This window comes from Lentzea sp. CC55 (assembly GCF_021056325.1).
Lineage (GTDB): Bacteria > Actinomycetota > Actinomycetes > Mycobacteriales > Pseudonocardiaceae > Lentzea > Lentzea jiangxiensis.
In genome coordinates, this window is the sequence record NZ_JAJCXE010000022.1 from 682,518 (window position 1) to 705,749 (window position 23,232).

Annotated in this window: 23 protein-coding genes; 6 read left to right on the top strand and 17 right to left on the bottom strand. The window is 71.2% G+C overall.

Annotated elements, in window-relative coordinates; translation table 11 throughout:
* Positions 1 to 48: 48 nt before the first annotated feature.
* On the top strand, positions 49 to 804 hold the full coding sequence (locus tag L6E10_RS19130) for a class I SAM-dependent methyltransferase (RefSeq protein WP_236220841.1): 756 nt from the start codon (positions 49 to 51) through the stop codon (positions 802 to 804).
* On the opposite strand, the gene L6E10_RS19135 is transcribed toward L6E10_RS19130, so the two are convergent.
* The 5 genes from L6E10_RS19135 to L6E10_RS19155 form a co-directional block, all read right to left on the bottom strand.
* A complete protein-coding gene (locus L6E10_RS19135; protein WP_090097543.1) occupies positions 794 to 1,588 on the bottom strand; it encodes a type III pantothenate kinase in 795 nt (264 codons plus the stop codon). The genes L6E10_RS19130 and L6E10_RS19135 overlap by 11 nt on opposite strands.
* Before the next feature lie 10 nt (positions 1,589 to 1,598).
* Entirely contained in the window at positions 1,599 to 2,069 is a 471-nt protein-coding gene (panD, locus tag L6E10_RS19140) for an aspartate 1-decarboxylase (protein ID WP_236220842.1), read from the bottom strand.
* A 10-nt stretch (positions 2,070 to 2,079) separates the two neighbouring features.
* Positions 2,080 to 2,970: a pantoate--beta-alanine ligase gene (panC, locus tag L6E10_RS19145; protein WP_236220843.1), complete on the bottom strand. Its 891-nt coding sequence runs from the start codon at positions 2,968 to 2,970 to the stop codon at positions 2,080 to 2,082.
* Position 2,971: 1 nt separating this feature from the next.
* Positions 2,972 to 3,862: a Rossmann-like and DUF2520 domain-containing protein gene (locus L6E10_RS19150; RefSeq protein WP_236220844.1), complete on the bottom strand. Its 891-nt coding sequence runs from the start codon at positions 3,860 to 3,862 to the stop codon at positions 2,972 to 2,974.
* A gap of 101 nt (positions 3,863 to 3,963) precedes the next feature.
* Complete coding sequence (locus tag L6E10_RS19155) at positions 3,964 to 5,112, bottom strand: PrsW family intramembrane metalloprotease (protein ID WP_374236976.1); 1,149 nt, start codon at positions 5,110 to 5,112, stop codon at positions 3,964 to 3,966.
* 29 nt (positions 5,113 to 5,141) lie between these two features.
* On the opposite strand from L6E10_RS19155, the gene L6E10_RS19160 reads away from it, so the two are divergent.
* From L6E10_RS19160 to L6E10_RS19170, 3 genes are read left to right on the top strand one after another with little or no spacing between them, the layout of a single operon-like run.
* Positions 5,142 to 6,056: an SAM-dependent methyltransferase gene (locus L6E10_RS19160; protein WP_236220845.1), complete on the top strand. Its 915-nt coding sequence runs from the start codon at positions 5,142 to 5,144 to the stop codon at positions 6,054 to 6,056.
* A gap of 17 nt (positions 6,057 to 6,073) precedes the next feature.
* Positions 6,074 to 6,496, top strand: a complete 423-nt coding sequence (locus L6E10_RS19165; RefSeq protein ID WP_236220846.1) for a DUF1203 domain-containing protein — start codon at positions 6,074 to 6,076, stop codon at positions 6,494 to 6,496.
* Between the two features lie 33 nt (positions 6,497 to 6,529).
* Positions 6,530 to 7,615 (top strand): NADH-quinone oxidoreductase subunit D, encoded by a 1,086-nt coding sequence (locus tag L6E10_RS19170; RefSeq protein ID WP_236220847.1) that lies wholly within the window; start codon positions 6,530 to 6,532, stop codon positions 7,613 to 7,615.
* Between the two features lie 3 nt (positions 7,616 to 7,618).
* On the opposite strand, the gene L6E10_RS19175 is transcribed toward L6E10_RS19170, so the two are convergent.
* Genes L6E10_RS19175 through ftsH form a run of 7 tightly spaced genes read right to left on the bottom strand, consistent with a single transcriptional unit; the run spans position 7,619 to position 14,154 of the window.
* On the bottom strand, positions 7,619 to 9,124 hold the full coding sequence (locus L6E10_RS19175) for a DUF6779 domain-containing protein (protein ID WP_236220848.1): 1,506 nt from the start codon (positions 9,122 to 9,124) through the stop codon (positions 7,619 to 7,621).
* A 50-nt stretch (positions 9,125 to 9,174) separates the two neighbouring features.
* Positions 9,175 to 9,627, bottom strand: coding sequence for a DUF3180 domain-containing protein (locus tag L6E10_RS19180; RefSeq protein WP_236220849.1), 453 nt, complete (start codon positions 9,625 to 9,627; stop codon positions 9,175 to 9,177).
* Positions 9,624 to 10,118: a 2-amino-4-hydroxy-6-hydroxymethyldihydropteridine diphosphokinase gene (gene folK / locus L6E10_RS19185; RefSeq protein ID WP_236220850.1), complete on the bottom strand. Its 495-nt coding sequence runs from the start codon at positions 10,116 to 10,118 to the stop codon at positions 9,624 to 9,626. Before folK ends, L6E10_RS19180 begins: the two co-directional genes overlap by 4 nt.
* Complete coding sequence (gene folB, locus L6E10_RS19190; protein ID WP_236220851.1) at positions 10,115 to 10,507, bottom strand: dihydroneopterin aldolase; 393 nt, start codon at positions 10,505 to 10,507, stop codon at positions 10,115 to 10,117. Before folB ends, folK begins: the two co-directional genes overlap by 4 nt.
* Entirely contained in the window at positions 10,500 to 11,285 is a 786-nt protein-coding gene (folP, locus tag L6E10_RS19195; protein ID WP_236221129.1) for a dihydropteroate synthase, read from the bottom strand. Before folP ends, folB begins: the two co-directional genes overlap by 8 nt.
* A gap of 32 nt (positions 11,286 to 11,317) precedes the next feature.
* Positions 11,318 to 11,965 carry a GTP cyclohydrolase I FolE gene (gene folE, locus L6E10_RS19200; RefSeq protein WP_236220852.1) on the bottom strand — a complete coding sequence of 216 codons (648 nt, stop codon included), beginning with the start codon at positions 11,963 to 11,965 and terminating at the stop codon, positions 11,318 to 11,320.
* Positions 11,962 to 14,154 carry an ATP-dependent zinc metalloprotease FtsH gene (gene ftsH, locus L6E10_RS19205; RefSeq protein ID WP_236220853.1) on the bottom strand — a complete coding sequence of 731 codons (2,193 nt, stop codon included), beginning with the start codon at positions 14,152 to 14,154 and terminating at the stop codon, positions 11,962 to 11,964. Before ftsH ends, folE begins: the two co-directional genes overlap by 4 nt.
* A gap of 328 nt (positions 14,155 to 14,482) precedes the next feature.
* Here ftsH and L6E10_RS19210 point away from each other — a divergent pair, with 328 nt between their 5' ends.
* On the top strand, positions 14,483 to 16,180 hold the full coding sequence (locus L6E10_RS19210; protein ID WP_236220854.1) for a substrate-binding domain-containing protein: 1,698 nt from the start codon (positions 14,483 to 14,485) through the stop codon (positions 16,178 to 16,180).
* Between the two features lie 129 nt (positions 16,181 to 16,309).
* Here the strand turns inward: L6E10_RS19210 and hpt are convergent, their stop codons facing one another.
* From hpt to dacB, 4 genes are read right to left on the bottom strand one after another with little or no spacing between them, the layout of a single operon-like run.
* Positions 16,310 to 16,858, bottom strand: a complete 549-nt coding sequence (gene hpt / locus L6E10_RS19215) for a hypoxanthine phosphoribosyltransferase (RefSeq protein ID WP_045317223.1) — start codon at positions 16,856 to 16,858, stop codon at positions 16,310 to 16,312.
* A gap of 17 nt (positions 16,859 to 16,875) precedes the next feature.
* Entirely contained in the window at positions 16,876 to 17,787 is a 912-nt protein-coding gene (gene tilS, locus L6E10_RS19220; protein ID WP_236220855.1) for a tRNA lysidine(34) synthetase TilS, read from the bottom strand.
* Positions 17,784 to 18,827, bottom strand: a complete 1,044-nt coding sequence (locus L6E10_RS19225; protein WP_236220856.1) for a zinc-dependent metalloprotease — start codon at positions 18,825 to 18,827, stop codon at positions 17,784 to 17,786. Before L6E10_RS19225 ends, tilS begins: the two co-directional genes overlap by 4 nt.
* Before the next feature lie 28 nt (positions 18,828 to 18,855).
* Positions 18,856 to 20,574 carry a D-alanyl-D-alanine carboxypeptidase/D-alanyl-D-alanine-endopeptidase gene (gene dacB, locus L6E10_RS19230; protein ID WP_236220857.1) on the bottom strand — a complete coding sequence of 573 codons (1,719 nt, stop codon included), beginning with the start codon at positions 20,572 to 20,574 and terminating at the stop codon, positions 18,856 to 18,858.
* Between the two features lie 454 nt (positions 20,575 to 21,028).
* On the opposite strand from dacB, the gene L6E10_RS19235 reads away from it, so the two are divergent.
* Entirely contained in the window at positions 21,029 to 21,535 is a 507-nt protein-coding gene (locus tag L6E10_RS19235; protein ID WP_089908272.1) for an inorganic diphosphatase, read from the top strand.
* Positions 21,536 to 21,597: 62 nt separating this feature from the next.
* Here the strand turns inward: L6E10_RS19235 and L6E10_RS19240 are convergent, their stop codons facing one another.
* Positions 21,598 to 23,232 carry an MDR family MFS transporter gene (locus L6E10_RS19240; RefSeq protein WP_275676689.1) on the bottom strand — a complete coding sequence of 545 codons (1,635 nt, stop codon included), beginning with the start codon at positions 23,230 to 23,232 and terminating at the stop codon, positions 21,598 to 21,600.

The following is a 23,232-nucleotide window of genomic DNA, read 5'->3' on the forward strand; positions in this document are numbered from 1 at the left end:
CGCCGACCGGACCAGCCCGCGCGCCCGTCCACTCACTAAGTTGGGGTGATGGATCTACACGCGAGGCGAGCGGACTCGTTCGGCGCACAGGCGGAGGCCTACGCCGAACACCGGCCTGACTATCCCGTGGCGGCGATCCGGTGGGCTCTGGAGCCACTGGGGACGGACGAGCGACTGGACGTGCTCGACCTGGCCGCCGGCACCGGCAAGCTGACCGCGGGCCTGTGCGCGGAAGGCCACCGCGTGACAGCCGTGGAGCCCAACGAGCAGATGCTGTCCGAGCTGGTGCGCCGCGTTCACGGCGTGCGCGCGCTACCGGGCCACGCCGAGCACATCCCCGTTCCCGACCAGACCGTCGACGCCGTCTTCGTCGGCACCGCGTTCCACTGGTTCGACCAGGAGAAGGCCCTCCCGGAGATCGCGCGCGTGCTGCGGCCCGGCGGCGTGCTGGCGGCCATGTGGGTCGAGCCGGTCACGGACGTCGAGTGGGTGCGCGACCTGGAACGGCTGTCGGCGACCAGCGTCGAGTCCGACCGGCACGACCCCGTCTCGATCACGGCGCACCCGTCGTTCGCACCGGAGGAGCGCACCACGTTCCCGCACACCCACCACCGGGACTCCCCCGAGGCCGCCATCGCCTGGATCAACACCCATTCGCGCATGATCGTCATCGACGAGCAGGAGCGCGCCGCGATCAACGACAAGATGCTCGCCTACCTGCGCGAACGCCCGGAGACGTCGAACGGGCCGTTCGACGTCCCCCTGCGCGCCGAGGTCTTCCGGATGGTGCGGGTCAGCGAGTAGGCGACAGGTTGCGCTCGAACACGAGCCGCAGCCCCAGCAGGGTCAGGTCGGGCACGTGGTGCGCGATCGTCGAGGACTCGGAGACGACCAGCGGGGCGAGCCCGCCCGTGGCGATCACCGTCACGGGGCCGGGGTCGGTCTGCTGGAGTTCCTCGGTGATCCTGCGCACCAGCCCGTCCACCTGGCCGACGAACCCGTAGACGATGCCCGACTGCAGGCACTCGACGGTGTTCTTGCCGATGACGCTGCGCGGCCGGACCAGCTCGACCTTGCGGAGTTGGGCGGCGCGCGCGGCCAGCGCGTCGACCGAGATCTCGATGCCCGGAGCCAGCGCCCCGCCGAGGAACTCGCCGCGCGACGAGATCACGTCGAGGTTCGTGGACGTGCCGAAGTCGACCACGACGCACGAGGTCGAGTAGAGGTGGTGCGCGGCCAGCGTGTTGATCACGCGGTCCGAGCCCACCTCCTTCGGGTTGTCGACGAGCAGCGGCACGCCGGTCTTCACGCCCGGCTCGACCAGCACCTTCGGCACGGCGTCGTAGTAGCGGCCGAGCATCACCCGCAGCTCGCGCAGCACCGCGGGCACGGTGGACAGCGCGGCGATGCCGGTGATCTTGTCGGCGTACTCGCCGAGCAGGCCGCGCATGGTCAGCGCGAGCTCGTCGGCGGTCATCCTGGCGTCGGTGCGCATGCGCCAGTCGCGCACGAGCGGGGCCGAGTCGCCGACCCCGTCGTACAGACCGAGCACGATGTTGGTGTTGCCGACGTCGATGGCGAGCAGCACGGTGTGTTCCTCAGTTCTCGGTCTTGATCAACGCGTCCAGCGCGGTCGCCTCGACTGTCTCCGAAGACGGTGCGTTCGTCGAGCCGTTCACCAGTCCGGAGCCCTCGGGGGCGTGGGCGGGGTCCGAGCCGAGGTCGACGACCTTGTTGTCGGCGTCCACGAACACGACGCGCGGCTGGTAGGCGCGCGACTCGGCGTCGTCCATCTGCCCGTACGCGATCAGGATCACGATGTCGCCGGGGTGCACGAGGTGCGCCGCGGCGCCGTTGATGCCGAGCACGCCGGTGCCGCGCTCGCCGGGGATGACGTAGGTCTCCAGCCGGGCGCCGTTGGTGACGTCGACGATGGCGACCTGCTCGCCCGCCAGCAGGTCGGCGGCCTCCATCAGGTCCTCGTCCACGGTCACCGAACCGACGTAGTGCAGGTCGGCCTGCGTCACGGTCGCGCGGTGGATCTTGGACTTCAGCATCGTGCGGAACATGTCATTCCCCCTACTCGTCGCCTTCGCCGAGCAACACCGCGATGTTGTCGATCAGGCGGGTGGAACCGACGCGGGCCGCCACGAGCAGCCGGGCGTCGCCGTTCTCCGGCGCGGGACCGAGGTCCGGCCCGCGCAGCTCCAGGTAGTCGAGCTCGACCTCGGGCGTCTGCGCCAGCACGTCGTGCGCGGCCTTGAGCACCGCGTCCGCGCCCTGGGCCGACACGTGCGCACCGGCGGTGAGCGCGGCCGACAGCGTCACGGCGTAGTGGCGCTCCTCCTCGCCCAGGTAGGCGTTGCGCGACGACAGCGCCAGGCCGTCGTGCTCGCGGACGGTCGGCACGCCGACGACGTCCAGCGGGAAGTTCAAGTCGCGCGCCATCTTGTGGATGAGCTGCAGCTGCTGGTAGTCCTTCTGCCCGAACACCGCGTACGTGGGCTGCACGATGTTGAACAGCTTCGACACCACCGTGAGCACGCCCGCGAAGTGGCCGGGGCGGACGGCGCCCTCCAACTCGTCGCCCAGCGGTCCGGGGTGGACGGTGACCTGCGCCCCCTCGGGGTACATGTCCTCGGCGGACGGCGCGAAGACTAGGCCCACGCCCTCCTCGCGGCAGACGTCCACGTCGGCCTCGAACCGCCGCGGGTACTTCGCGAGGTCCTCGTCCGGCCCGAACTGCAGCGGGTTCACGAAGATCGAGACCACGACCACCGTGTTCTGCATGACCTTCGCCTCGCGGATCAGCTGCCGGTGGCCCGCGTGCAGGGCGCCCATCGTGGGCACGAGCGCGACGTTGCGGCCGGCGCCGCGCAGGGCCCGCACCACGCGGTTCAGCCGCGCGGGGTCGCGGTGCACCGTGACGTCGTCCGGGCGGTAGTCGTCCTTGGTCAGTGGCTTCGTCACGTCAGTCCTCGAGAGTGGTGCGAACGTCGTCGGCCGCGCCGGGCTTGAGCAGCCCGGAGTGCTCGGCCCGGTCGGCGGTGCGCCGGGCGAGCACGCGGTAGCTGGGCAGGGTCTCGGGTGCCTGCTGCGCGAGCACGCCGAGGTGCTTGCGCAAGGTACCCGTGTCGCCTCGGGCGACGGGACCGGTGAGGGCCCGGTCGCCGTGGCGCAGCGCGTTGTCGAGCGCGGCGGACAGCAGCGGGCCGAGCAGTCGCTCGGCGTCGGCGACGCCGGCGTTCGTGAGCAGGTCCGCGGCGTCGCGGACCAGCGTGATCAGGTGGTTCGCGCCGTGGGCCAGCGCGGAGTGGTAGAGCGGGCGGACGGACTCGGGCACCCTGACCGGCTCCGCGTCCATCTCGACGACCAGCGCCTCGCCGACGCTCCAGGCCACCTCGTCGCCGTCCGCGGCCGTCACGCCGACGCACGCGGAGCTCATCCGCTGCAGGTCCTCGGGACGGCCGGTGAAGGTCATGACGGGGTGCAGCGCGATCGTGAGGGCGCCCAGCCCGGCGGCGGGTTCGAGGACCTTCACGCCCTGCGCGCCGCTCGTGTGCACCACGATCTGGCCCGCCCGCAGCGAGCCGGTGGCGACCAGGCCCTTGACCAGGCCCTCCAGCTCGTCGTCCGGCACGGCCAGCAGCACCAGGTCGGCGCGCTGGGCGACCTCGGTGGGGTCGGCGACCGGGACGCCGGGCAGCAGCTCGTCCGCGCGGTCGCGGGAGGCCCGGGAGACGGCGGAGACGCCGGTCACCACGTGGCCCGTCCTGGCGAGCGCGGCACCCAGCACGGAACCGACGCGGCCTGCCGAGATGACACCGACGGCGAGCCTCGCCGGACGTGGGGTCGCGTCCATGCGACCAACTCCTTCTGACGTTCCAGTCCCGGTGCGGGTACCAGACGACGCCGCCGAGGGTAGTCCCGCCGATCCCCTGCCGAGGGGATCGGTGACGGGACTCACCGGCGGGCGGCCGCCCTGGCGGAGTGCAGCGCGTCGAGCAGCGCCCCGTGCCGCTGCTCGGCGCTCTGGCCCGCCGTTCCCTGCTCGATGCGGTGCCGCAGGAACGCGAGCTCGGTGACCGCGATCTGGTAGGCGCGCACGGACTTCACCGCCGAGTCACCGGACTTGCGCTTGACCGCCCTCAGCCAGTTCCGGCGGCCGTTGAGGCTCGCCAGCAGGGCCACCTCGCTGTTGGCGATCCACCGGTTCTGCGCCATCGCGGCGAGCTGGCCCGCAACGATCCGCTGCTCCCTGCGCCGCTGCCACACCACGATCGCGACGGCGCCCGCGAACACCGGCACCATGATCAGGAAGTACAGGTTGATGAAGTCGGACCCGGTGCCGACGGTGGTCGAGAAGTTCCACAGCGAGTGCAGCCCGACGGCCACGAGGTAGCCGCCGATCGGCGCGATGACGCGGACCTTGGCGTTGCTCGTGGTGGCCGCGATGCCGACACCGATGCCGGTCATGGCCGTGAACAGCGGGTGGGCGAACGGCGACAGCACCCCGCGCAGGACGAACAGCGCGACCACGCCGCCGCCCATGTCGCCGAGCCCGTCCTCCAGGAAGACCCGGCCGAAGTACCAGATGTTCTCGGTGAACGCGAAGCCCGCGGCCGTGATGCCCGCGTAGACCATGCCGTCCACGACGCCGTCGAACTCGTGGCGGCGCCGCGCGAACACCGCGATGAGGAAGACGGCCTTCGTGGCCTCCTCCACGATCGGCGCGCCGACCACGGCGGTGAACGTCGTGCCGTCGTTGGTGAGCAGGTCGCCGAGGACCCGGGACGTCTGGTTGAACGCGAGCGAGCTGATCGTCGCGCCGCAGGAGCCCCACACGAACGCGAAGAGCAGCATCTTCGCCGGTTCGGGCTCCCACCTGTCGATCCACAGGAAGGCGCTCACGACGAACGCGACGGGGATGAGCGCCGCGGCGGCACCGACCAGCAGCGGCTCGATGCCGATGCTCGACGTGCCGAGCGCGAACAGCACGAGCCCGGCCGCGGCCAGCGCGATCAGCGCCACGACGGGGAACAGAACGGTCCAGCGGCGCTGCTCGATGCGCTTCTTCGGCGTCGGCGTCGGCGTCAGGTCGGCGTCGGTCACGAAAATGACCTTAGATGCACACTTGTCCGATGTTCGACTGGGAAGCCGCTTGGCACGCCGCGCTCTACGGGCCGGGCGGTTTCTTCGCGCGCGGCGAGAAGCCCTCCTCGCACTTCCGCACGTCTGTCCTGGTCGGCACGGAGCTGGCCGAGGCGTTGCTGGCGCTGCTCTCCCGCGTGGACGCCGCCCTCGGATTTCCCCCGGTCGTGGACTTCGTGGACGTCGGCGCGGGCGGCGGTGAGCTGGCCTCCGCGGTGCGTTCCCTGGCGTCGGGATCGCTCGGCGAACGACTGCGGGTCACCGCCGTGGAGGTCGGTCCCCCCGTCGAGCTGGCCGGGGTCCGGTGGGTGCGCGAGATCCCGCCCTGCACCGGGCTGCTGGTCGGCCACGAGTGGCTCGACGCGATCCCCTGCCCCGTGGTGACCGGGCCGTCCTCCGATCCGTGGATCACCCGGTGGTGGCCTTCGCTGCGGGACGGCGAGCAGGCCGAGGTGGGAGCGCCCCGCGACGCCGCCTGGGCCGCCGCCGTGGCCTCCGTGCGCGGTGCCGCCCTCGCGGTCGACTACGGGCACCTGGTGTCGTCACGGCACTTCTCGCTGACCGGGTACCGGGCCGGACGCCAGGTGCCCGTGGTGTTCGACGGGTCCTGCGACATCACCGCGCACGTCGCCCTGGACGCCTGCGCCGCGGCCGCGGGCGGGGAGCACGTGCTGGTGTCGCAGCGGGACGCGCTGGCGGCCCTCGGGCTGTCCGGCTCGGTGTCCGGCTCCGGGTGGGACTGGCTCGAGTCGGCGTCGCGGGCCGGCCGGATCGCCGAGCTGCGGGACCCGTCCGGGCTCGGCGGGTTCGGGTGGCTGCTGCACGGGTGCGGGGTGGCCGTGGCGGACCTGCTGCCCCCGCTGCCGCCCTGGCGTCCGAAATCCGCCGGAGATCCGCTGCCGTGACGGCGATCGTGGACGTCATGCGAATCCACACCGTGCCGTCGTCCGCCCCGTTCTCCGACCCCGGCCGCGAGTACCGCGAGTCCGAGCCCGGGGTGCCGGTGCGCTGCTGCCTGCGGAAGTCGCTGCCGGGTGAGCCGGTCTGGCTGCTGCGCTACTCGCCGCCGTTCGGCAAGGGGCCCTACGCCGAGGTGGGGCCGGTCTTCCTGCACGTGGAGTGCCCGGACTCGCCCGCGCTGGACCGGTTGCCGCAGGAGCTGCTGGCCGGCTCGCGGATCCTGCGGTCCTACAACGCCGCCGGGCAGATCCACGACGGCGAGGTGGTGGAGCCGGGCTCGTTCGACCGCGTGGTGGAAAGGCTGTTCGACGACCCGGAGGTCGACGCCGTGCAGGTCCGCAGCGTGTCGCACGGGTGCTTCCTCTTCGCGGTCACCAGGGCCTGAGCCGCACGTCGCGGCTCGTGAAACCATGCTCGGGTGAGCGAGCAGATCACCGTCGGCGTCGGTGCGGGGGCCCAGTACCTGGGCGTGGACCGCGTGGTCGACCTGGGTCCCCTGCACCCGTCGGCCCACGGCGCCTACCGCCTGCGCCTCACCGTCACGCCCGAGCTCGTGATCACCGCCGCCGAGCCGCTCGTCGGCCACCTGCACCGCGGCGCCGAGAAGCTCTTCGAGGTCCGCGACTACCGGCAGGTGCTGACGCTCGCGAACCGCCACGACTGGCTCTCGGCGTTCTGCAACGAGCTCGCGGTCGCACTGGCCGTCGAACGCATGACGGGCATGGACGTGCCAGCCCGCGCCCAGTGGTTGCGCGCCCTGCTGTGCGAGCTGAACCGGCTGATGGCGCACATGGTGTTCCTGACCCCGTTGTCCCCCAACGCAGCCACGTACCGCGAAGGCGTGCAGGCGTTGATGGAGGAGGCGTCGGGTGGGCGCATCCACTTCATGTTCAACCGGATCGGCGGCCTGCGCGAGGACGTCCCGGCGGGCTGGACGGGCAGGGTCCGGGACTTCCTGTCCACTGTGGACGTTTCGACGCTGGAGATCGACTTCGGCGTGCTCGAAGGGCTCGGCGTCCTGCCGCACGAGGACGCGCTGGCGTACGGCGTCACCGGGCCGATCGGCCGGGCCAGCGGGGTGGACTTCGACCTGCGGCGCGACGACCCGTTGCCCGCGTACGCGCAGCTCGGTTTCACGCCGGTCGTCCGGACCGCGGGCGACGCCGCGGCACGGGTGCGGTGCCTGGTCGACGAGGTCACCAGGTCGGTCGAGCTCGCCGCGGCGTGCCTGGAGCGGCTGCCGCAGGGGGCGGTGAACCTCCGGCTGCCCAAGGCCGTCAAGGCCCCGGAGGGGTCGGTCTACACCCGCGTCGAGGCGCCGCTCGGCACCTCGGGCGTGCACCTGTCGTCGCGCGGCGAGAAGACGCCGTGGCGCCTCAAGCTCCGCACGCCGTCGTTCAACAACGTCCAGGCGCTGTCGGCGTTGCTGCCGGGCACGCGGGTCGACGACCTGCCCGCGGTGCTGAGCTCGTTCGCCGTCGTCGTCGGCGACATCGACAAGTGACGGCTAGTCGTCGCGCCGGCGCCGGCGACGGGGTGCGTCGCCCCCGCCCAGGGACGCCAGCAGTTCGCTGACGGACTTGCCGTCCGCGTGCGCGCCCGACGGGTCCTCCGGTGCCGCGCGGCGTCCGGTCGAGACGGCGGGCAGGCGCGTCGACGAGTCCTCGGCCACGCGGCGGCCCGACACGGACGGCTCGTCGGCCGCGGAGCGACGGCCGGTGTTCACGACCGGCAGCCTGGTGGACGACTGCTCCGAGGCACGGCGGCTCACCGGTGGCAGCGACACGAGCGAGTCCTCGGACGCGGTGCGGCGAGGCGGGACGTCGTCGGCACGGCGGCGGCCACCCGCGCCGGAGCTCGACGGGCTGTCCGGCTTCAACGTCTCCCACGAACCGCTGTCCTGAGCGGGCGCCGGACGGTCGTCGGTGCGGCGGCGGCCACCGGCGGCCTGCAGGGACTTCGGGTCGATCATCTCCGTGCGCTCGGCGACGCGGGAGCGGGTCTCGGGCTTGCGGGCTTCCACGGGCTTCGCGACGGGCTTCGCCACGGGCGCCTTCGGCGGCTGCTCCGGACGCGACAGCGCCTCGGTGCGGGCCGGCGGCTGCGTCGGCCGCTGCACGCGCTCGGTGCGGTGCGCCTGGGCCTGCACGGGCTTCGCCTTCACCGTCGGGACCGGCGGCTGGACCTTCTGCTGCGCGGCGGCGGCACCGAGGCGAGCGGACGCGGAGGCAGCAGCGGCACCGGGGCGCTGCTGCGGCCTCGCCGGTTCCTGCTTCGCGGCCTTCACGGGCTCGCGGCGCGCGGCGGCGGGCTGCGGGCGCGGCGAGTTCCTGGCCGGGTCCGGGCGCACGGGCTCGGGCCTCGCCTGTTCGCGGCGCGGCTGCTGCACCTTGGCGGCCTCGTGGGCGATGCGCTCGATCAGCTCGGTGCGCTCGGAGGGCTTCTCCGGCACGACGGACGCGCTGGCGGTGATCGCGGGCTTGGCGTTGATGACGCGGTTCTCGGCGCCGGAGGTCAGCCGGGACGCCTCCGAGCCGAGCGAGCGCAGGCGGGTCGACTCCGCGCGCAACGCCACCCGTTCGACCAGCACGTCGCCGCCGAGCAACGCCTGGAGGTTGTCGCGCAGGGCGTGGAGGTCGGCGCGCAGGGCCTCGATGTCCGCGCGCGACTCCTCCTCGATGCGCTTGCGGGTCTCCGCCTCGATCTCGAGCTCGTACTCGCGCCGGGCGGCGACCTCGCGCTCCAGCTCGAGCTCGTAGACCGACTGGAGATCGGCCACCTCGTCGTCGCGCTCGGTGACCTGCTTGCGGTACTTGGCGGCGAGGAAGGCGCCCACCAGGGCCGCCCACAACGCGGCCACCACGGCCAGGCGCAGCATGCGGGCACTGTCGCTCAGCACGAGCACCGCCGCGGCCACCAGGGCGAGCGCCAATGCCGCTACCAACAGCAACCGCCCGGAGCCACGACCGTGATCTTCTTGCTCGCCGTCGGTCGACGCGCCTCGCCCGGTCATGGGCACTACGGTACCGCGTAGTTATGCGACTGAGACCTACGGCCGGGTATCTATTCGTTCCCGGAACTCTCCGTCGGCGTCCTGCAGCAGTGCTCGAGCCACAGCGCCGCGGCCGTCAGCGCGAGCGCCGCGACCACCCCGACAACGCCTGCCACCAGGTCGTTCGAGGCCGCCGGGAACGAGTCGCGGACGGGCAGGACGAAGATCAGCAACCCGGTCCAGGCACCGAACATCAAAGCGCCCAGAACGGACGAAGCCTTCGCGAGTGCGACGGCGCGGGCGGCCGTCAGCGGCTGCACCGGGCGCGCTCCCGGACGGCGCTGGATCCTGGCGCGCAACGAGAACGCGAACACGACCTCCGCGACCGCGATGGCGAACAGCGTCGACCCGGCGAGCACGGGCAGTGGCGGCAACGAGTCGTACGCGAGCCGTAGCAGCAGGTGGGCCAGCAGCGCGGCGATGATCGCGACGGCCGCCAGGTCGCGGGGACGGGTGAACCTCACGAGTCCATCCAACCGGAAAGCACGAGGTCGTCGCGCCGCCGCACGCCCTCGGCCGAGAACTCCAGCGCCGCAACGGGTCCGTGGCCCGGCAGGACGGCGTCCGGCTCGACGTCGAGCCACGGGATCAGCACCGTCGCGCGCTCGAACGCCCCGGGATGCGGCAGGAGCAGCTCCGGGTGGTCCGAGGTCACCCCGTCCACCGAAACGACGTCCACGTCCAACGTGCGCGGTCCCCAGCGCTTCTCCCGCACGCGTCCGGCGGCGTTCTCCAGCGCCTGGCCGCGCCGCAGCCAGCCCCACTCGTCGACGTCGTCCGCGGCGACGACCACGACGGCGTTCAGGAAGTCCGGCTGGTCCTCGACACCCCACGCCGCCGTCTCGTACACCGGCGACACGGCGACCACGTGCGGGCGCAACCCGTCCACGACTGACTGCAGGAAGGCCAACCGGTCGCCGAGGTTCGAGCCGATCGAGAGGACCGCGCGGCTCAAGGCTTGCCCTGGGGCAGCGGCGCGGCGAGCCGGCGCGAACGGCGGATCGTCACCGACACGTCGTCGAACGTCAGCGGGATCGGTGCGGACGGCTTGTGCACCGTCACCTCGACCGCGTGCAGCCGTGAGTCGGTCATCGCGGCGTCGGCGATCTTGCCCGCCACCGTCTCGATGAGGTCGTACGGCTCACCACCGACGATCGCCGCGGCCATCTCCGCGAGCTCGCCGTAGTGGTAGGTCTCCTTCAGGTCGTCCGTGCGGGACGCGGCACCCAGGTCGAGCCACAGCGTGATGTCGACGACGAACTCCTGCCCGTCGCGCTTCTCGTGCTCGAACACCCCGTGGTGCCCGCGCACCCGCAGGCCCGTCAACGCGATCCGGTCAGCCACGTCCCCGCCTCCACGCACCGGCGACGGCGACCGCGTCCAGCGTCCGGTCGACGTCGTGCACCCGCACACCCCAAGCTCCGTTGAACGCGGCCAGAGCGGACACCGCCGCGGTCGCGTCCTCCCTGCCGTCCGGTGGACGGCCGCCGAGCAACGCGCCGAGGAAGCGTTTGCGCGACGCCCCCACCAGCACCGGGAAACCCAGCTCGACCAGTTCGTCCAGGCGCTGCAACAATTCCCAGTTGTGGTCGCCGAGCTTCGCGAAGCCCAGACCGGGGTCCAGCACGATCGACGACTCCGCCACACCCGCGGCCAGGGCGGACTCGACGCGCTCCAGCAGTTCGGCGCGCACGTCGGTCACCACGTCGTCGTAGCTCGCCAACGAGTCCATCTCCGTGCTGTGGCCGCGCCAGTGCATCAGCACGTACGGCACACCCGCGGCGGCGACGACGGAAGCCATCTCCGGGTCGGCGAGGCCGCCCGAGACGTCGTTCACGATCGACGCGCCCGCCTCCAGCGCCGCCGAGGCGACCGAGGCGCGCATGGTGTCGACGCTGACCGGCACCTGCTCGGCGACCAGCGCGCGGATCACCGGCACGATCCTGGCGATCTCCTCGGCCGGGTCGACGCGCTGCGCACCGGGCCTGGTCGACTCGCCGCCCACGTCGACGACGTCAGCACCGCGCTTGAACATCTCGACGCCGTGCGCCACCGCGTCGCGGCGGTCGACGTAGCGGCCGCCGTCGGAGAACGAATCGGGCGTCACGTTCAGCACGCCCATCACGACGCAGCGGCCGGGACGAGGCAGACCGGTCACCGCGTCCGGCCCCTGATCAGCTCGATCGCCTCCGCCCTCGACGAGGCGGAGGTGCGCAGCAGCCCGCGCACCGCGGACGTCGTGGTGCGGGAGCCGGGCTTGCGCACGCCGCGCATGCCCATGCACAGGTGCTCGGCCTCGACGACCACGATCACGCCGCGCGGCTCCAGCTTGCGCACCAGCGCGTCGGCGACCTGCGACGTCAGCCGCTCCTGCACCTGCGGCCGCTTCGAGTAGAGGTCGACGAGCCGCGCGAGCTTCGACAGCCCCGTGACCCTGCCGTGCTCGTTCGGGATGTACCCGACGTGCGCGACGCCGTGGAACGGCAGCAGGTGGTGCTCGCAGAAGCTGAACATGGGGATGTCCGTGACGAGGACGAGCTCCTCGTGGCTCTCGTCGAACGTCTTCGCGAGCACGCTGTCCGCGTCGGTGTAGAGACCGGCGAACAACTCGCGGTAGGCGCGCGCCACTCGCGCGGGTGTCTCGCGGAGGCCTTCGCGCTCCGGATCCTCACCGCACGCGATCAGCAGCTCGCGCACCGCAGCCTCGGCGCGGGCCTGGTCGAAGACCCGCCGCGCGGAGACGCCGGCCTCCCCGTTGCGGGTGAGGCCGGCGTCTCCGTCGAGCTGGTGTTGCTCGGTCACTGCCGCTCGTCCTGGTCCGGCTGCGGCTTCTTCGGCTCCCAGACGTTGTGCGGCTTGCCGCCGGGCACGGTCGCCGGGGTCCACCCGGGAGGGGCGCCGTAGTTCGGCGGGCCCGCCTGGGCACCGGGCTGACCCGGCTGGTGGGCGCCGTTCGAGCCGTTCGTGGACGGCAGCTGCTCGGTGGGCTGCTCACCGGGAGCGGGCTCGGGCAGCGGCTCCGGGTCCTCGTCGAGGGTGTCCTCGACGACCGGGGGCCACGGCTCGCCGCGCTCCTTGGCGAGCTCACCGGGCGTCTTGACCGGCGGGATGTCGGACGGCGTGCGGTCACCGAAGTCGTTGAACTGGGTGATGCGCGGCCGCTTCTCGACGCGGGCGAAGATCCGCTCCAGGTCCTTCTGGTGCAGGGTCTCCTTCTCGAAGAGCTCGAGCGTGAGGTCGTCGAGGACGTCGCGGTAGGTGTTGAGCACCTCGTACGCCTCGGTGTGCGCGGCCTCGATGAGCTTGCGCACCTCCTCGTCGATCTCGTGCGCGACCTCCAGCGAGTAGTCCGCCTGGCGGCCCGCCGAGCGACCGAGGAACGGCTCGCCCTGCTCCTGCCCGTACTTCACGGCGCCGAGCTTCGCGCTCATGCCGTACTCGGTGACCATCGCGCGGGCGATCTTCGTCGCCTGCTCGATGTCGTTGGACGCACCCGTCGTGGGCTCGTGGAAGACGAGCTCCTCGGCGGACCGGCCACCCAGTGCGAACACCAGTCGCGCGATCATCTCGGACCTGGTCATCAGGTCCTTGTCCTCTTCCGGCACCGAGAGGGTGTGGCCGCCGGTGCGGCCGCGGGCGAGGATCGTGACCTTGTAGACCGGGTCGATGTCCGGCATGGCCCACGCGGCCAGGGCGTGCCCTGCCTCGTGGTACGCGGTGATCTTCTTCTCCTTCTCGGAGATGATCCGGCTCTTGCGGGCCGGACCGCCGATCACGCGGTCGACCGACTCCTCCAGCGCGGCACCCGTGATGGTGGTGCCGTTCTGGCGGGCGGTGAGCAGCGCTGCCTCGTTGATGACGTTCGCGAGGTCGGCGCCGGAGAACCCGACGGTGCGCTTGGCGAGGCCGTCGATGTCCGCGTCCGCGGCGAGCGGCTTGCCCTTCGAGTGCACCCGCAGGATCTGCTTGCGGCCCTTCAGGTCCGGTGCGGACACCGGGATCTGGCGGTCGAAGCGGCCGGGGCGCAGCAGGGCCGGGTCGAGGATGTCGGGGCGGTTCGTCGCCGCGATCAGGATGATCCCGCCGCGCGAGTCGAAGCCGTCCATCTCGACGAGCAGCTGGTTCAGCGTCTGCTCGCGCTCGTCGTGGCCGCCGCCGAGACCGGCACCGCGGTGGCGGCCCACCGCGTCGATCTCGTCGACGAAGATGATGCACGGCGCGTTCTGCTTGGCCTGCTCGAACAGGTCGCGCACACGCGAGGCGCCGACACCGACGAACATCTCGACGAAGTCCGAGCCGGAGATCGAGTAGAACGGCACCCCGGCCTCACCGGCGACGGCCCTCGCGAGCAGCGTCTTGCCGGTTCCCGGCGGGCCGTAGAGCAGCACGCCCTTGGGGATCTTGGCGCCGAGCGCCTGGTAGCGGCCGGGGTTCTGGAGGAAGTCCTTGATCTCCTCGAGCTCCTCGACGGCTTCCTCGGCACCCGCGACGTCGGAGAACGTCGTCTTGGGCATGTCCTTGGAGAGCTGCTTGGCCTTGGACTTGCCGAAGTTCAGGACGCGGTTGCCACCGCCCTGGGCGTTGTTCATCATCCACATGAGCAGCAGCAACAGCAGGCCGAGAGGCACGAGGTAGATCAAGATCTGCATCAGGATGGACTCCTGGCTGACCTTGGTCTCCACCGTCGGCTTGTTGCCGGCCTGGTCGAGGACGGTGAAGATCTCGTCCGTCGAGCTGGCCGGGAACTGCGTGATCAGGCGGTTGCTGCCCTCGAACGTGGTGCCGTCGGTGAGGGTGAGACGGAGACGCTGCTCCTTGTCCTCGATCGTGGCTTCCTTGACCTTGCCGTCCCGCACCTGTTGCAGTGCCTGGGACGTCTTCACGGGGTGGTAGCCCCGCGAGTCGTCAAAGAGAACGGTGAAGACGAAGTACAGCAGCAACACCGCAGCGATCCACAGCAGCGGGTTGCGAAGCAGGCGCTTGCGGTCCATGCACTTACGGCCGGCGGGCGGCCTCGACCCTCCCTGACTTGCGCGTCGGGCAGTGGAAGACCCACATACCGCGTCCGACCAGCCTACCGCCCGCTGGCCGGGTACTGAGCAACCAACGGGCGGGGGCGCTTCCGGGTTCCCACGGGTGACCCCTACCACGCATGTTCACGCACTTTGGTTCATCCGGAACAAATGCGACCGGACAGACGAGTGACGCAGGTCACGCCATCTCATTACGTTTGAGGGTCACATGTCATCCTCATTCGTCCCCCCGAGTGTTTCCCCGCCACTCGAAAGAGTGAACACGTGACCGAAGGTAAGTAACTGTATGTCAGCACGTCACACGTCCCCCGGACTGTTCCGGCGGGTGGCCCTGCCCGTGGGCGCCCTGCTCGGGGTGATCGCGGCGGCGGGCGTCACGGTCGTGGCCCTGCGGGTCACCAGCGGCGCCGACTGCTCGGGCGCTCTGCCGTTGAAGGTCGCCGTCACCCCTGCCGCCCTCGATGTGGTGAACGCGGCCGCACAGGACTACCAGCGGTCGCAGCCGGTCGTGCGCGGCCGGTGCGTGCAGGTCCAGGTCGAGTCGCGCAACGCGGCCGACGTGGCCAACGAACTGCCCACCGCGCAGATCAACCCGCACTCCCTCTGGGTCCCCGACTCCTCGATGTGGGCGGCGGAGGCCCAGCGCCAGGCCGCGGAGACCGGCCCGGAGGCCCCGAAGCTGGACATCAAGCCCTCGCTGGCGTCCAGCCCGCTCGTCATGGCGGGTTCCGAACAGGCGATGTCGAAGATCGGCTTCCCGGTCCAGCCCGTCTCGTGGGCGAAGGTCGTGGACCCGAAGGTCCAGATCGCCATGAGCGACCCGACGATGACCTCCGAGGGCCTCGCCTCGCTGTTCGTGATCCGCACCCTGCTCGGCAACGCGGACGGCACCCCGAAGCCCGAACTGGTCGGCACGCTGCTGCGCGTGGGCCGCAGCGCCGTCCCGTCGGTCCGCGACGCCTTCGGCAAGGTCACCACCGACGCCGGCAAGGCCCCGCTCTTCGCCGCCACCGAGCAGTCCGTCGTGGCGAACAACCGCGCGGTGAAGGACAACGCCGTCCTCGGCGCCCCGCCGAAGGAGGGCACGCTCTCGTTCGACTACCCGCTGGTCCGCGTCTCGCGCCCGAACGAGCAGGAGGGCATCGGCGAGGCCGCGGCGGAGTTCGAGAAGGTCCTGCGCTCCGCCGACACCTCGAAGCGCTTCGGCGAAGCGGGCTTCCGCACCGTCCAGGGAGCAGCCCCGGCCAAGTGGTCGACCGACGTCGAGGGCGTCCAGGCGGGCGACGTCAAGCTGATCGAGACCCCGGACGCCGACCAGGTCTCCGAACTCCTCAGGACCTGGGGCGCCATCAGCCTCGACATGCGCATGCTGACCGTCATCGACGTCTCCGGCTCCATGATCGAGAAGAGCGGCAACGGCAAGACCAGGGTGGAAGCCGCCACCACGGCGTCGATGACCGCCCTCTCGATGCTCCCGGACACCACCGCCATCGGCCTCTGGGCGTTCTCGACCGACAAGAAGCCGCCGAACGACTGGATCGAGCTGGTCCCGATAGGGCCTCTCGGCGAACCGCTGGCCGGCGTCACCCGCCGCAAGCGCCTCGAAGCGGGAGCCTCACAACTCCCCGGCCTGGTCGGCGGCGGCACCGCGTTGAACGACACGACCCTGGCCGCCTACCGCCACGTCCTGTCGGGCTACGACGCCTCGAAGGTGAACTCCGTCGTCCTCATGACCGACGGCCGCAACGACGACATCTCGTCCATGGACACCGCCGCGCTGATCGAGACCCTGAAGCGGGAGTCCGACCCCGCCAAGCCGGTCCCGATCATCATGGTGGGCCTCGGCGACGAGGTGGACATGGACGCTCTGCGTTCGATCGCCGCGGCCACGGGCGGCAAGGCGTACCAGGCGCCGAACCCGGAGGACATCCGCGGCGTTCTCCTCGACGCCGTGTCGCAACGCCGCTGCCGTCCGAACTGCTGATTCCGCTCAACGCGACGCCGGGTTTCCCACGGGAGGCCCGGCGTTTCCTTTCACCAGTGCAACAACGAGCCACGCACGAAAACGGGGGCGCAGCCGAACCGGCAACGCCCCCGCCCACGAACGCAACTCTCAGCTCGAATAGACCTTCGGGTCCAACGTCCCGATGTACGGCAGGTCCCGGTACCGCTCCGCGTAGTCCAGCCCGTACCCGACGACGAACTCGTTGGGGATGTCGAACCCGACGTACTTCACCGGGACCTCGACCTTCACCGCGTCCGGCTTGCGCAGCAGCGTGCACACCTCCAGCGAGCGGGGCTTGCGGGACTGCAGGTTCTTCAACAGCCAGGACAGCGTGAGCCCGGAGTCGATGATGTCTTCCACGATCACCACGTTCCGGTCCGCGATGTCGCGGTCCAGGTCCTTCAGGATCCGCACCACGCCGGAGGACGACGTGGAGGAGCCGTAGGACGAAACGGCCATGAACTCGAGCTGCACCGGAACGGGCAGCGCGCGGGCAAGGTCGGCCATGAACATCACGGCGCCCTTGAGCACGGTGATCAGCACGAGGTCGGAGTCACCTTCTGGGTGATCATCCGCGACCTGCTTGGCGAGTTCGGTGACCTTGTCGCTGATCTCCTGCTCGGTGATGAGCACGGATGCGATGTCGCCGTCGTACACGGACAGGTCCCCTCTGCTTAAGACTGTGGTTCCACAACGAGCCTGCCATGCGCGCGCCGCACGACAAAGCCGCCGGGTAGCCAGACACCGCCCTGACCGCGCCATTCACTCACCAGTGCGTCGACTCGTCGCAGGTGCGAATCGGACAGTTCAGGCACGCCTTCGTCGATGAGCCACGACCTGACCACTCTGCGTCGCAGTGCCGCGGGCAGCTCGGCGATGTCGTCAACGGCACAGCAGTCGCCTGCGAAGGCGGCCGCGAGAGAGTCGAGTGCGTCACAGTCCTCGCGCAGCTGGGCTGCCGTGCGCGCCAACGACGAAGCGACGCCGCCCTGCAGCACGGATTCGAGCAACGGCAGCACCTCGGTCCGCAGGCGCACACGCGTGAACGACGGGTCGGCGTTGTGCGGGTCGTCCCACGGTTGGAGGCCCTGCTCCGCGCACGCGGCACGGGTGACCTCCCGCGACACGCCGAGCAGCGGACGGCCCCACGGCGCGTCGAAAGCGCGCATGCCGGCGATCGAGCGCGGGCCGGACCCCCGGCCGAGGCCCAGCAGCACCGTCTCGGCCTGGTCGTCGAGGGTGTGCCCGAGCAGCACCACGCCGGACGACGGCCTCAGGGCCGCGTAGCGGGCGTTGCGGGCCGCCGCCTCCGGTCCGCCGGGACCCGACACCACGACGGGTTCCACGCGCGGCACGAGACCCAGGTCGGCGCACTGCCGGGCCGCCTTCGCCGCCACGTCCGCCGACCCCGGCTGGAGCTGGTGGTCGACCACGACGGCCGAGGCACCGGGCACCAGCCTGGACACGGCCGCGGCCAGCGCGAGCGAGTCGGCGCCGCCCGAGACCGCGACGGTCACCGCCTCCGGTCGCACGGCGTCGAGGAAGCGGCGGACCGCCGTCCGGACCTCGGCGACCGGTCCGTTCACGGCGCCACGCGGCGCAGCCAGCCCATCGGCTCGGCGATCTCCGCCCTGGTCGGCAGGGTGTCGGCGGAGGTCCAGATCGCGTTGAAGCCGTCCATGCCGACGCGCTCGACGACGTACTCGGTGAACCGGGCGCCTTCCTCGTACTGGCGCACCTTCGCCTCGACGCCGAGCACCGTGCGCAGGATCCGGTCGAGCAGGCCGCCGCCCTTGCGGCGCGCGCTGAAGCGGCTGCGGATCGTCGACACCGACGGCACGACGGACGGCCCGACGGCGTCCATCACGTGGTCGGCGTGGCCCTCGAGCAAAGTGGACAGAGCGATCAACCGGTCCAGCACGGCCTTCTGCTGCGGCGACTGGACCAGCTCGATCAGCCCCATCGGACCGTCGCCCTCGCGCAGCTTCTGCCGGAAGTCGCGGATCACGTCGGACAGCGGCGCTCGTTCCTCGTCCATTGAGGACAGCAGTGTGGTGACCTGGTCCGAGAAGTACCGGCGCAGCCACGGCACGCCGGTGAACTGCAGGCGGTGCGTGCACTCGTGCAGGCACACCCACATGCGGAAGTCGTCGTCCGGGACGTCCAGGGCCTGTTGCGCGCCAACGATGTTCGGCGCGACGAGCAGCAGCCGTCCGGCGAGCTGGTCCTGGGGGCTGAACGGGTCGTACTGGCCGAGCACGCGCGAGGACAGGAACGCCATCACGACGCCCGCCTGCACACCGGCCGTCCCGGCGAGGATGCCCGCCATCGGACCCGTCTGGCGCGGCATGGCGGGACCGGTCAGCGCGGCGAGGCCCTGCGCGGCGGCCGCCACCCACGCCGGGCGGTCCACGACCTCGCCCGGCAGCAGCGGCAGGCCCTGGCCGAGCCCTGTCAGCTCGCGGACGTGCACCTCCGCCTGCGGAGCGAGCTCCCGCAGTCTGCCGACGACGTGCTCGGCCTCCTCCTTGCCGATCACCGGACCTGGTCGCACGAGTCGCACTGCGGTCGAAACCGCCAGGTCCCAGTCCACCGGGCCGAGCTCTGCCTCCGTCGCGCCGTTCACGCTTCCGACGCTACCTGCGCACGGCCCGCTACGAACAGCCACAACCCCGCAACGCAGCGGCCATCACGTCCAGCGCGGGCCGGACCTCGGTCTCCGGGTTGCGGTTGCTCGCGGACATGAACGAGAACACGAGCACCCGTCCGTCCACGTCGACGACCACGCCGGCAAGCGCGTTCACGCCGGTGAGCGTGCCGGTCTTGGCCCGCACCCAGCCCTTGCCCTGCGCGGCGGTCCCGCCGTAGCGGCCGGCGAGGGTGCCGCTGCCGCCCGCGACCGGCAGCGCCGACAGCAACGGCCGCAGCTTCGCGGTGCGCGGGTCGTCCAGCGCGGGCTTGGCCGCCGCGGTCAGCACGTCGGTGAGCAGCTTGGCCGGGATCTTGTTCGACGCGGACAGCCCGCTGCCGTCCACGAAGCTCGCCCCGGTGAGGTCGAACCCGTTCTTGGTCAGCACGTCCCGCACGGCCTTGACCCCGCCCGCGAACGACGGCTCGTTGCCGGTCTTGATCGCGATCTCGCGGGCGATCGCCTCGGTGAGGACGTTGTCGGAGATCTGCATCATGTTGTCGACGAGCTGCTCGACCGGCGCCGACTTGATCTCGCCGAGCACCGGCGCGCCCTGCGGGGCCGCGCCCGCCGACGCGGCGGGAGCCCCGACGCGCTGGGCGAACGCGTCCGCCGCCGCCTGACCGGGGCTGCCGGTGCGCACGCCGTTGACGTTGGCCTGGTCGACCCGGCCGCCGTCGAGCATGAACGGCACGATCGGCGCCACCGAGCCGCCCGCGATGTCCGCCGACTCCCACTGCGGCCCGAGCGCCTCGCCCGCGTACCGGCTCAGGTCGAACTGGACCTTGGTGACCTGGCCCTTCTGCTTCACCTGGGTGACCAGGTCGTCGAGGGTCGCGGCACCGGGGTAGACCGACCTGCCGGGCACGCCGGAGATCGTCGGATCGCCACCGCCCACGATCACGACGGTGCCGGGCTCGGCGCCCTGGACGACCTTGGTGGACAGCTGGTCGGTCTTCTCGAGGCTGAGCAGCGCCGCGGCGGCCGTGAGGATCTTGAGGCTGGACGCCGGGGTCGCGGCCGTGGTGTCGCCCTGCTGCCACAGCGCCGCGCCGCTGGCGGGGTCGACGACGCTGCCGGTGAGCGTGCCCAGGGCGCTGTTGCCCGCGGGACCCGCGAGGGCCTGCTTCACGCCGGCGGGGCTCGGCGCCGGTCCGCCCGCCGTGACGGCCTTGACGAGCGGCTGGACGACCGCGGGCGCCGCCGGGGGCTTGGTCTCGACGGCCGTGGCGCCGCCGAACTCGTTGACCGCGTACACGGTGGCGCCGGCCAGTGCCGCCACGACCAGCAGGCTCAGGACGACGACCAGCGGCTTGCGGCTCCCGCCCGGCTCGTCGGTGGCGAGGCGGTCCTCCGGCTCCTCGTCGTAGCCGGTGACGGGCAGCTCCCGGGGCTCCTTGCGCGGCGGCGGCACCGGACGGGGCTGCTCGGAGCGCGGCGGCTCCTGCCGCGCGGGCGCCTGGGCCTGGAGCTGGTCGACGCGCTTGGTCTGCTCGGGACGCTGCGGTTCGGGGCGCTGGGACCGCTCGGACTGCTGCGGTTGCCGGCGCGGCTGCTGCTCGGTCCTGGAGTGCTGGTCGAACCACGACGGCTCGGAGTTCGGCAGCTGGTCGACGCGCGCCGTCTTGGCGTTCGGCACCGAGAGCTCGGTCGTCCTCTGCTCGCCCTTCGGTTCGACGCGCACCGGAACGGCCCGGGGTTGGCCGACTTCCGGACCAATCGCCCCGTGAGACTTCCCACCGATCTTTTCCGCGGAGGGCCTGCCGGACCCGCCCGAACCGGCCGTTGGCACAGCGGAACCACCCGAACCGGACGCGGGCCCGTTCGCGGCGACGCGCACCGGCGACGACCGCGGCGGTTCCTGAGTGGACGGTGCCGCGAGGACGGCGGCCAGCGGGAACCGCATCGTCGGCTGGTCGACTGTCGGGCGGCTGACCTGCACCGTTGGCTCGGAACGCCCGGCATCTGAATCGATGTCGTCGTCCTCGGTCGGCCATTGGGGGTCGTCCGGCACAGCGGCCTCCGTCAGCTCGGTACGGGCAATCTCACACCCACCAACCACCGCTCCGATGAGGGTTGACAAGGCGTCGTGGTCCACACTAGTGGGCATCACGAATGGGCTACATGAGCGAGGACCAGTGGAATTCGACGTCCTGATCGAGATCCCCAAGGGCGTGCGCAACAAGTACGAGGTGGACCACAAGAGTGGTCGCATCCGCCTCGACCGCACGTTGTTCACGTCGACGCAGTACCCCGCCGACTACGGGTTCATCGAGAACACCCTGGGTGAGGACGGCGACCCGTTGGACGCCCTCGTCCTCGTCCAGGAACCGACGTTCCCCGGCTGCCTGATCGCCGCTCGCGCGATCGGCATGTTCCGCATGACGGACGAGAAGGGCGGCGACGACAAGGTCCTGTGCGTCCCGGCCAACGACCCGCGCCACGAGCACCTGCGCGACATCCACCACCTGGCGGAGTTCGACCGGCTGGAGATCCAGCACTTCTTCGAGGTCTACAAGGACCTGGAGCCCGGCAAGAGCGTCGAGGGCGCGTCCTGGGTGGGCCGCACCGAGGCCGAGGCCGAGATCAAGCGCTCCTACCAGCGCCTGAAGGACGCCGAGGCCAGGGGCGAGACGTTCCACTAGGCACACGCGCGAAAGAAGAGGGGCCGCTCGCGAGCGGCCCCTCTTCTTCGTCGCGGTGAGTCCTAGACGGCGACGGTCTCGGCGTCGGCCACCCGCTCCAGGCCGGACCTGGTCGACAACGGCTTCTCGCGCAGGAACCACACGAGGACGAACGCCACGATCATCACGATGCCGCCGGTCAGGAAGACCGTGTCGATCGCGCTGGAGAACCCGTCGAGGAACGGCTTCGCGAGCACCGGGTCCAGGCCGTTGAGGAACTCGGTGTTGTTGATGTCCACGCCGGCCCCGCCCTGCAGCGTCTTCGCGAACTCCGGGTTCTGCCGCAGCGCCGCGTTGAACGCGTCGGTCTGCAGCGCGGCCCGGATGCCGGACGCGATCTTGTCGCCGACCGTGCTGAACAGGATCGACAGGAACACCGCGGTGCCGACGGTGCCACCGATCTGGCGGAAGAACGTCGCCGACGCGGTCGCCACGCCCATGTCCCGCGGCTCGGCGTCGTTCTGGATCGCCAGCAGCAGCGTCTGCATGCACTGGCCGAGGCCCGCGCCCATGACGAACATGTAGACCATGACCAGCCAGCTCGGCGTGTCCGTGCCGATGGAGCTGAGCAGGAACAGCGCGGCCGCCATCAGGCCGGCGCCGATGATCGGGAACGCCTTGTAGCGCCCGGTCTTCGACGTGACCTTGCCCGCGATCGCGGTGGCCGACATGATGCCGAACGTCATCGGCAGCAGCATCAGACCGGCCGTGGTGGGCGTGACGCCCTTCACGATCTGCAGGTACAGCGGGATGGAGACCATGCCGCCGAACATGCCGATGCCGAGCACGAAGTTGATCGCGTTGCCGAGCGCGAACGTGTGGTTGCGGAACATCCGCATCGGCAGCAGCGCCTCGTCACCCGCGCGGAACTCGGCCCACACGAACGAGACCAGGCCCAGCACGCCGATCACGTACATGGCGATCGCGGTGCCGGACGCCCAGCCCCACTCGCGGCCCTGCTCGGCGACGATCAGCAGCGGCACCAGGCCGACGGTCAGCGTCAGCGCGCCCAGCCAGTCGACGCGGTGGTTCACCCGCTGGTGCGGGATGTTCAGCACGCGCGCCACGACGAACAGCGCGAGCAGCGCGATCGGGACGTTCACGAGGAACACCCAGCGCCAGCCGGTGATGCCGACGAACGAGTCGAGGCCCGCGAAGACGCCGCCAATGACCGGGCCGAGCACGCTGGCCGAACCGAACACGGCCATGAAGTAGGCCGAGTACTTGCTGCGCTCACGCGGCGAGATGATGTCCGCCATGATCGCGAAGGCCAGCGACATGAGGCCACCGGCGCCGAGGCCCTGCACCGCGCGGAACGCGGCCAGCTCGTACATCGTCGTCGCGAGGCCCGAGAGCAGCGAGCCGAGGAGGAACAGCGAGATCGCCGCGAGGTACATCGGCTTGCGCCCGTAGATGTCGGACAGCTTGCCGTACAGCGGGGTCGTGATGGTCGCGGTGATCAGGTAGGCGGTGGTCGCCCACGCCTGCAGCGTCTGCCCGTGCAGCTGGTCGGCGATGGTCTTCATGGCGCTGGCGACGATCATCTGGTCCAGCGCCGCGAGGAACATGCCCAGCAGCAGGCCGGACAGCACCGTCATGATCTGGCGATGCGTCAGGGAGACCCCTGGCGTGGGTGTCGCATCGGTTGTTGATGACAT

Bases quoted from the DNA above. Each gene is read 5' to 3' on its own strand.
- L6E10_RS19130 (WP_236220841.1), top strand. From the start codon at position 49: ATGGATCTACACGCGAGGCGAGCGGACTCGTTCGGCGCACAGGCGGAG.
- panD (WP_236220842.1), bottom strand. From the start codon at position 2,069: ATGTTCCGCACGATGCTGAAGTCCAAGATCCACCGCGCGACCGTGACG.
- L6E10_RS19150 (WP_236220844.1), bottom strand. From the start codon at position 3,862: ATGGACGCGACCCCACGTCCGGCGAGGCTCGCCGTCGGTGTCATCTCG.
- L6E10_RS19160 (WP_236220845.1), top strand. From the start codon at position 5,142: ATGTTCGACTGGGAAGCCGCTTGGCACGCCGCGCTCTACGGGCCGGGC.
- L6E10_RS19165 (WP_236220846.1), top strand. From the start codon at position 6,074: ATGCGAATCCACACCGTGCCGTCGTCCGCCCCGTTCTCCGACCCCGGC.
- L6E10_RS19175 (WP_236220848.1), bottom strand. From the start codon at position 9,124: ATGACCGGGCGAGGCGCGTCGACCGACGGCGAGCAAGAAGATCACGGT.
- folP (WP_236221129.1), bottom strand. From the start codon at position 11,285: ATGGGCGTGCTGAACGTGACGCCCGATTCGTTCTCCGACGGCGGCCGC.
- ftsH (WP_236220853.1), bottom strand. From the start codon at position 14,154: ATGGACCGCAAGCGCCTGCTTCGCAACCCGCTGCTGTGGATCGCTGCG.
- L6E10_RS19210 (WP_236220854.1), top strand. From the start codon at position 14,483: ATGTCAGCACGTCACACGTCCCCCGGACTGTTCCGGCGGGTGGCCCTG.
- L6E10_RS19240 (WP_275676689.1), bottom strand. From the start codon at position 23,232: ATGTCATCAACAACCGATGCGACACCCACGCCAGGGGTCTCCCTGACG.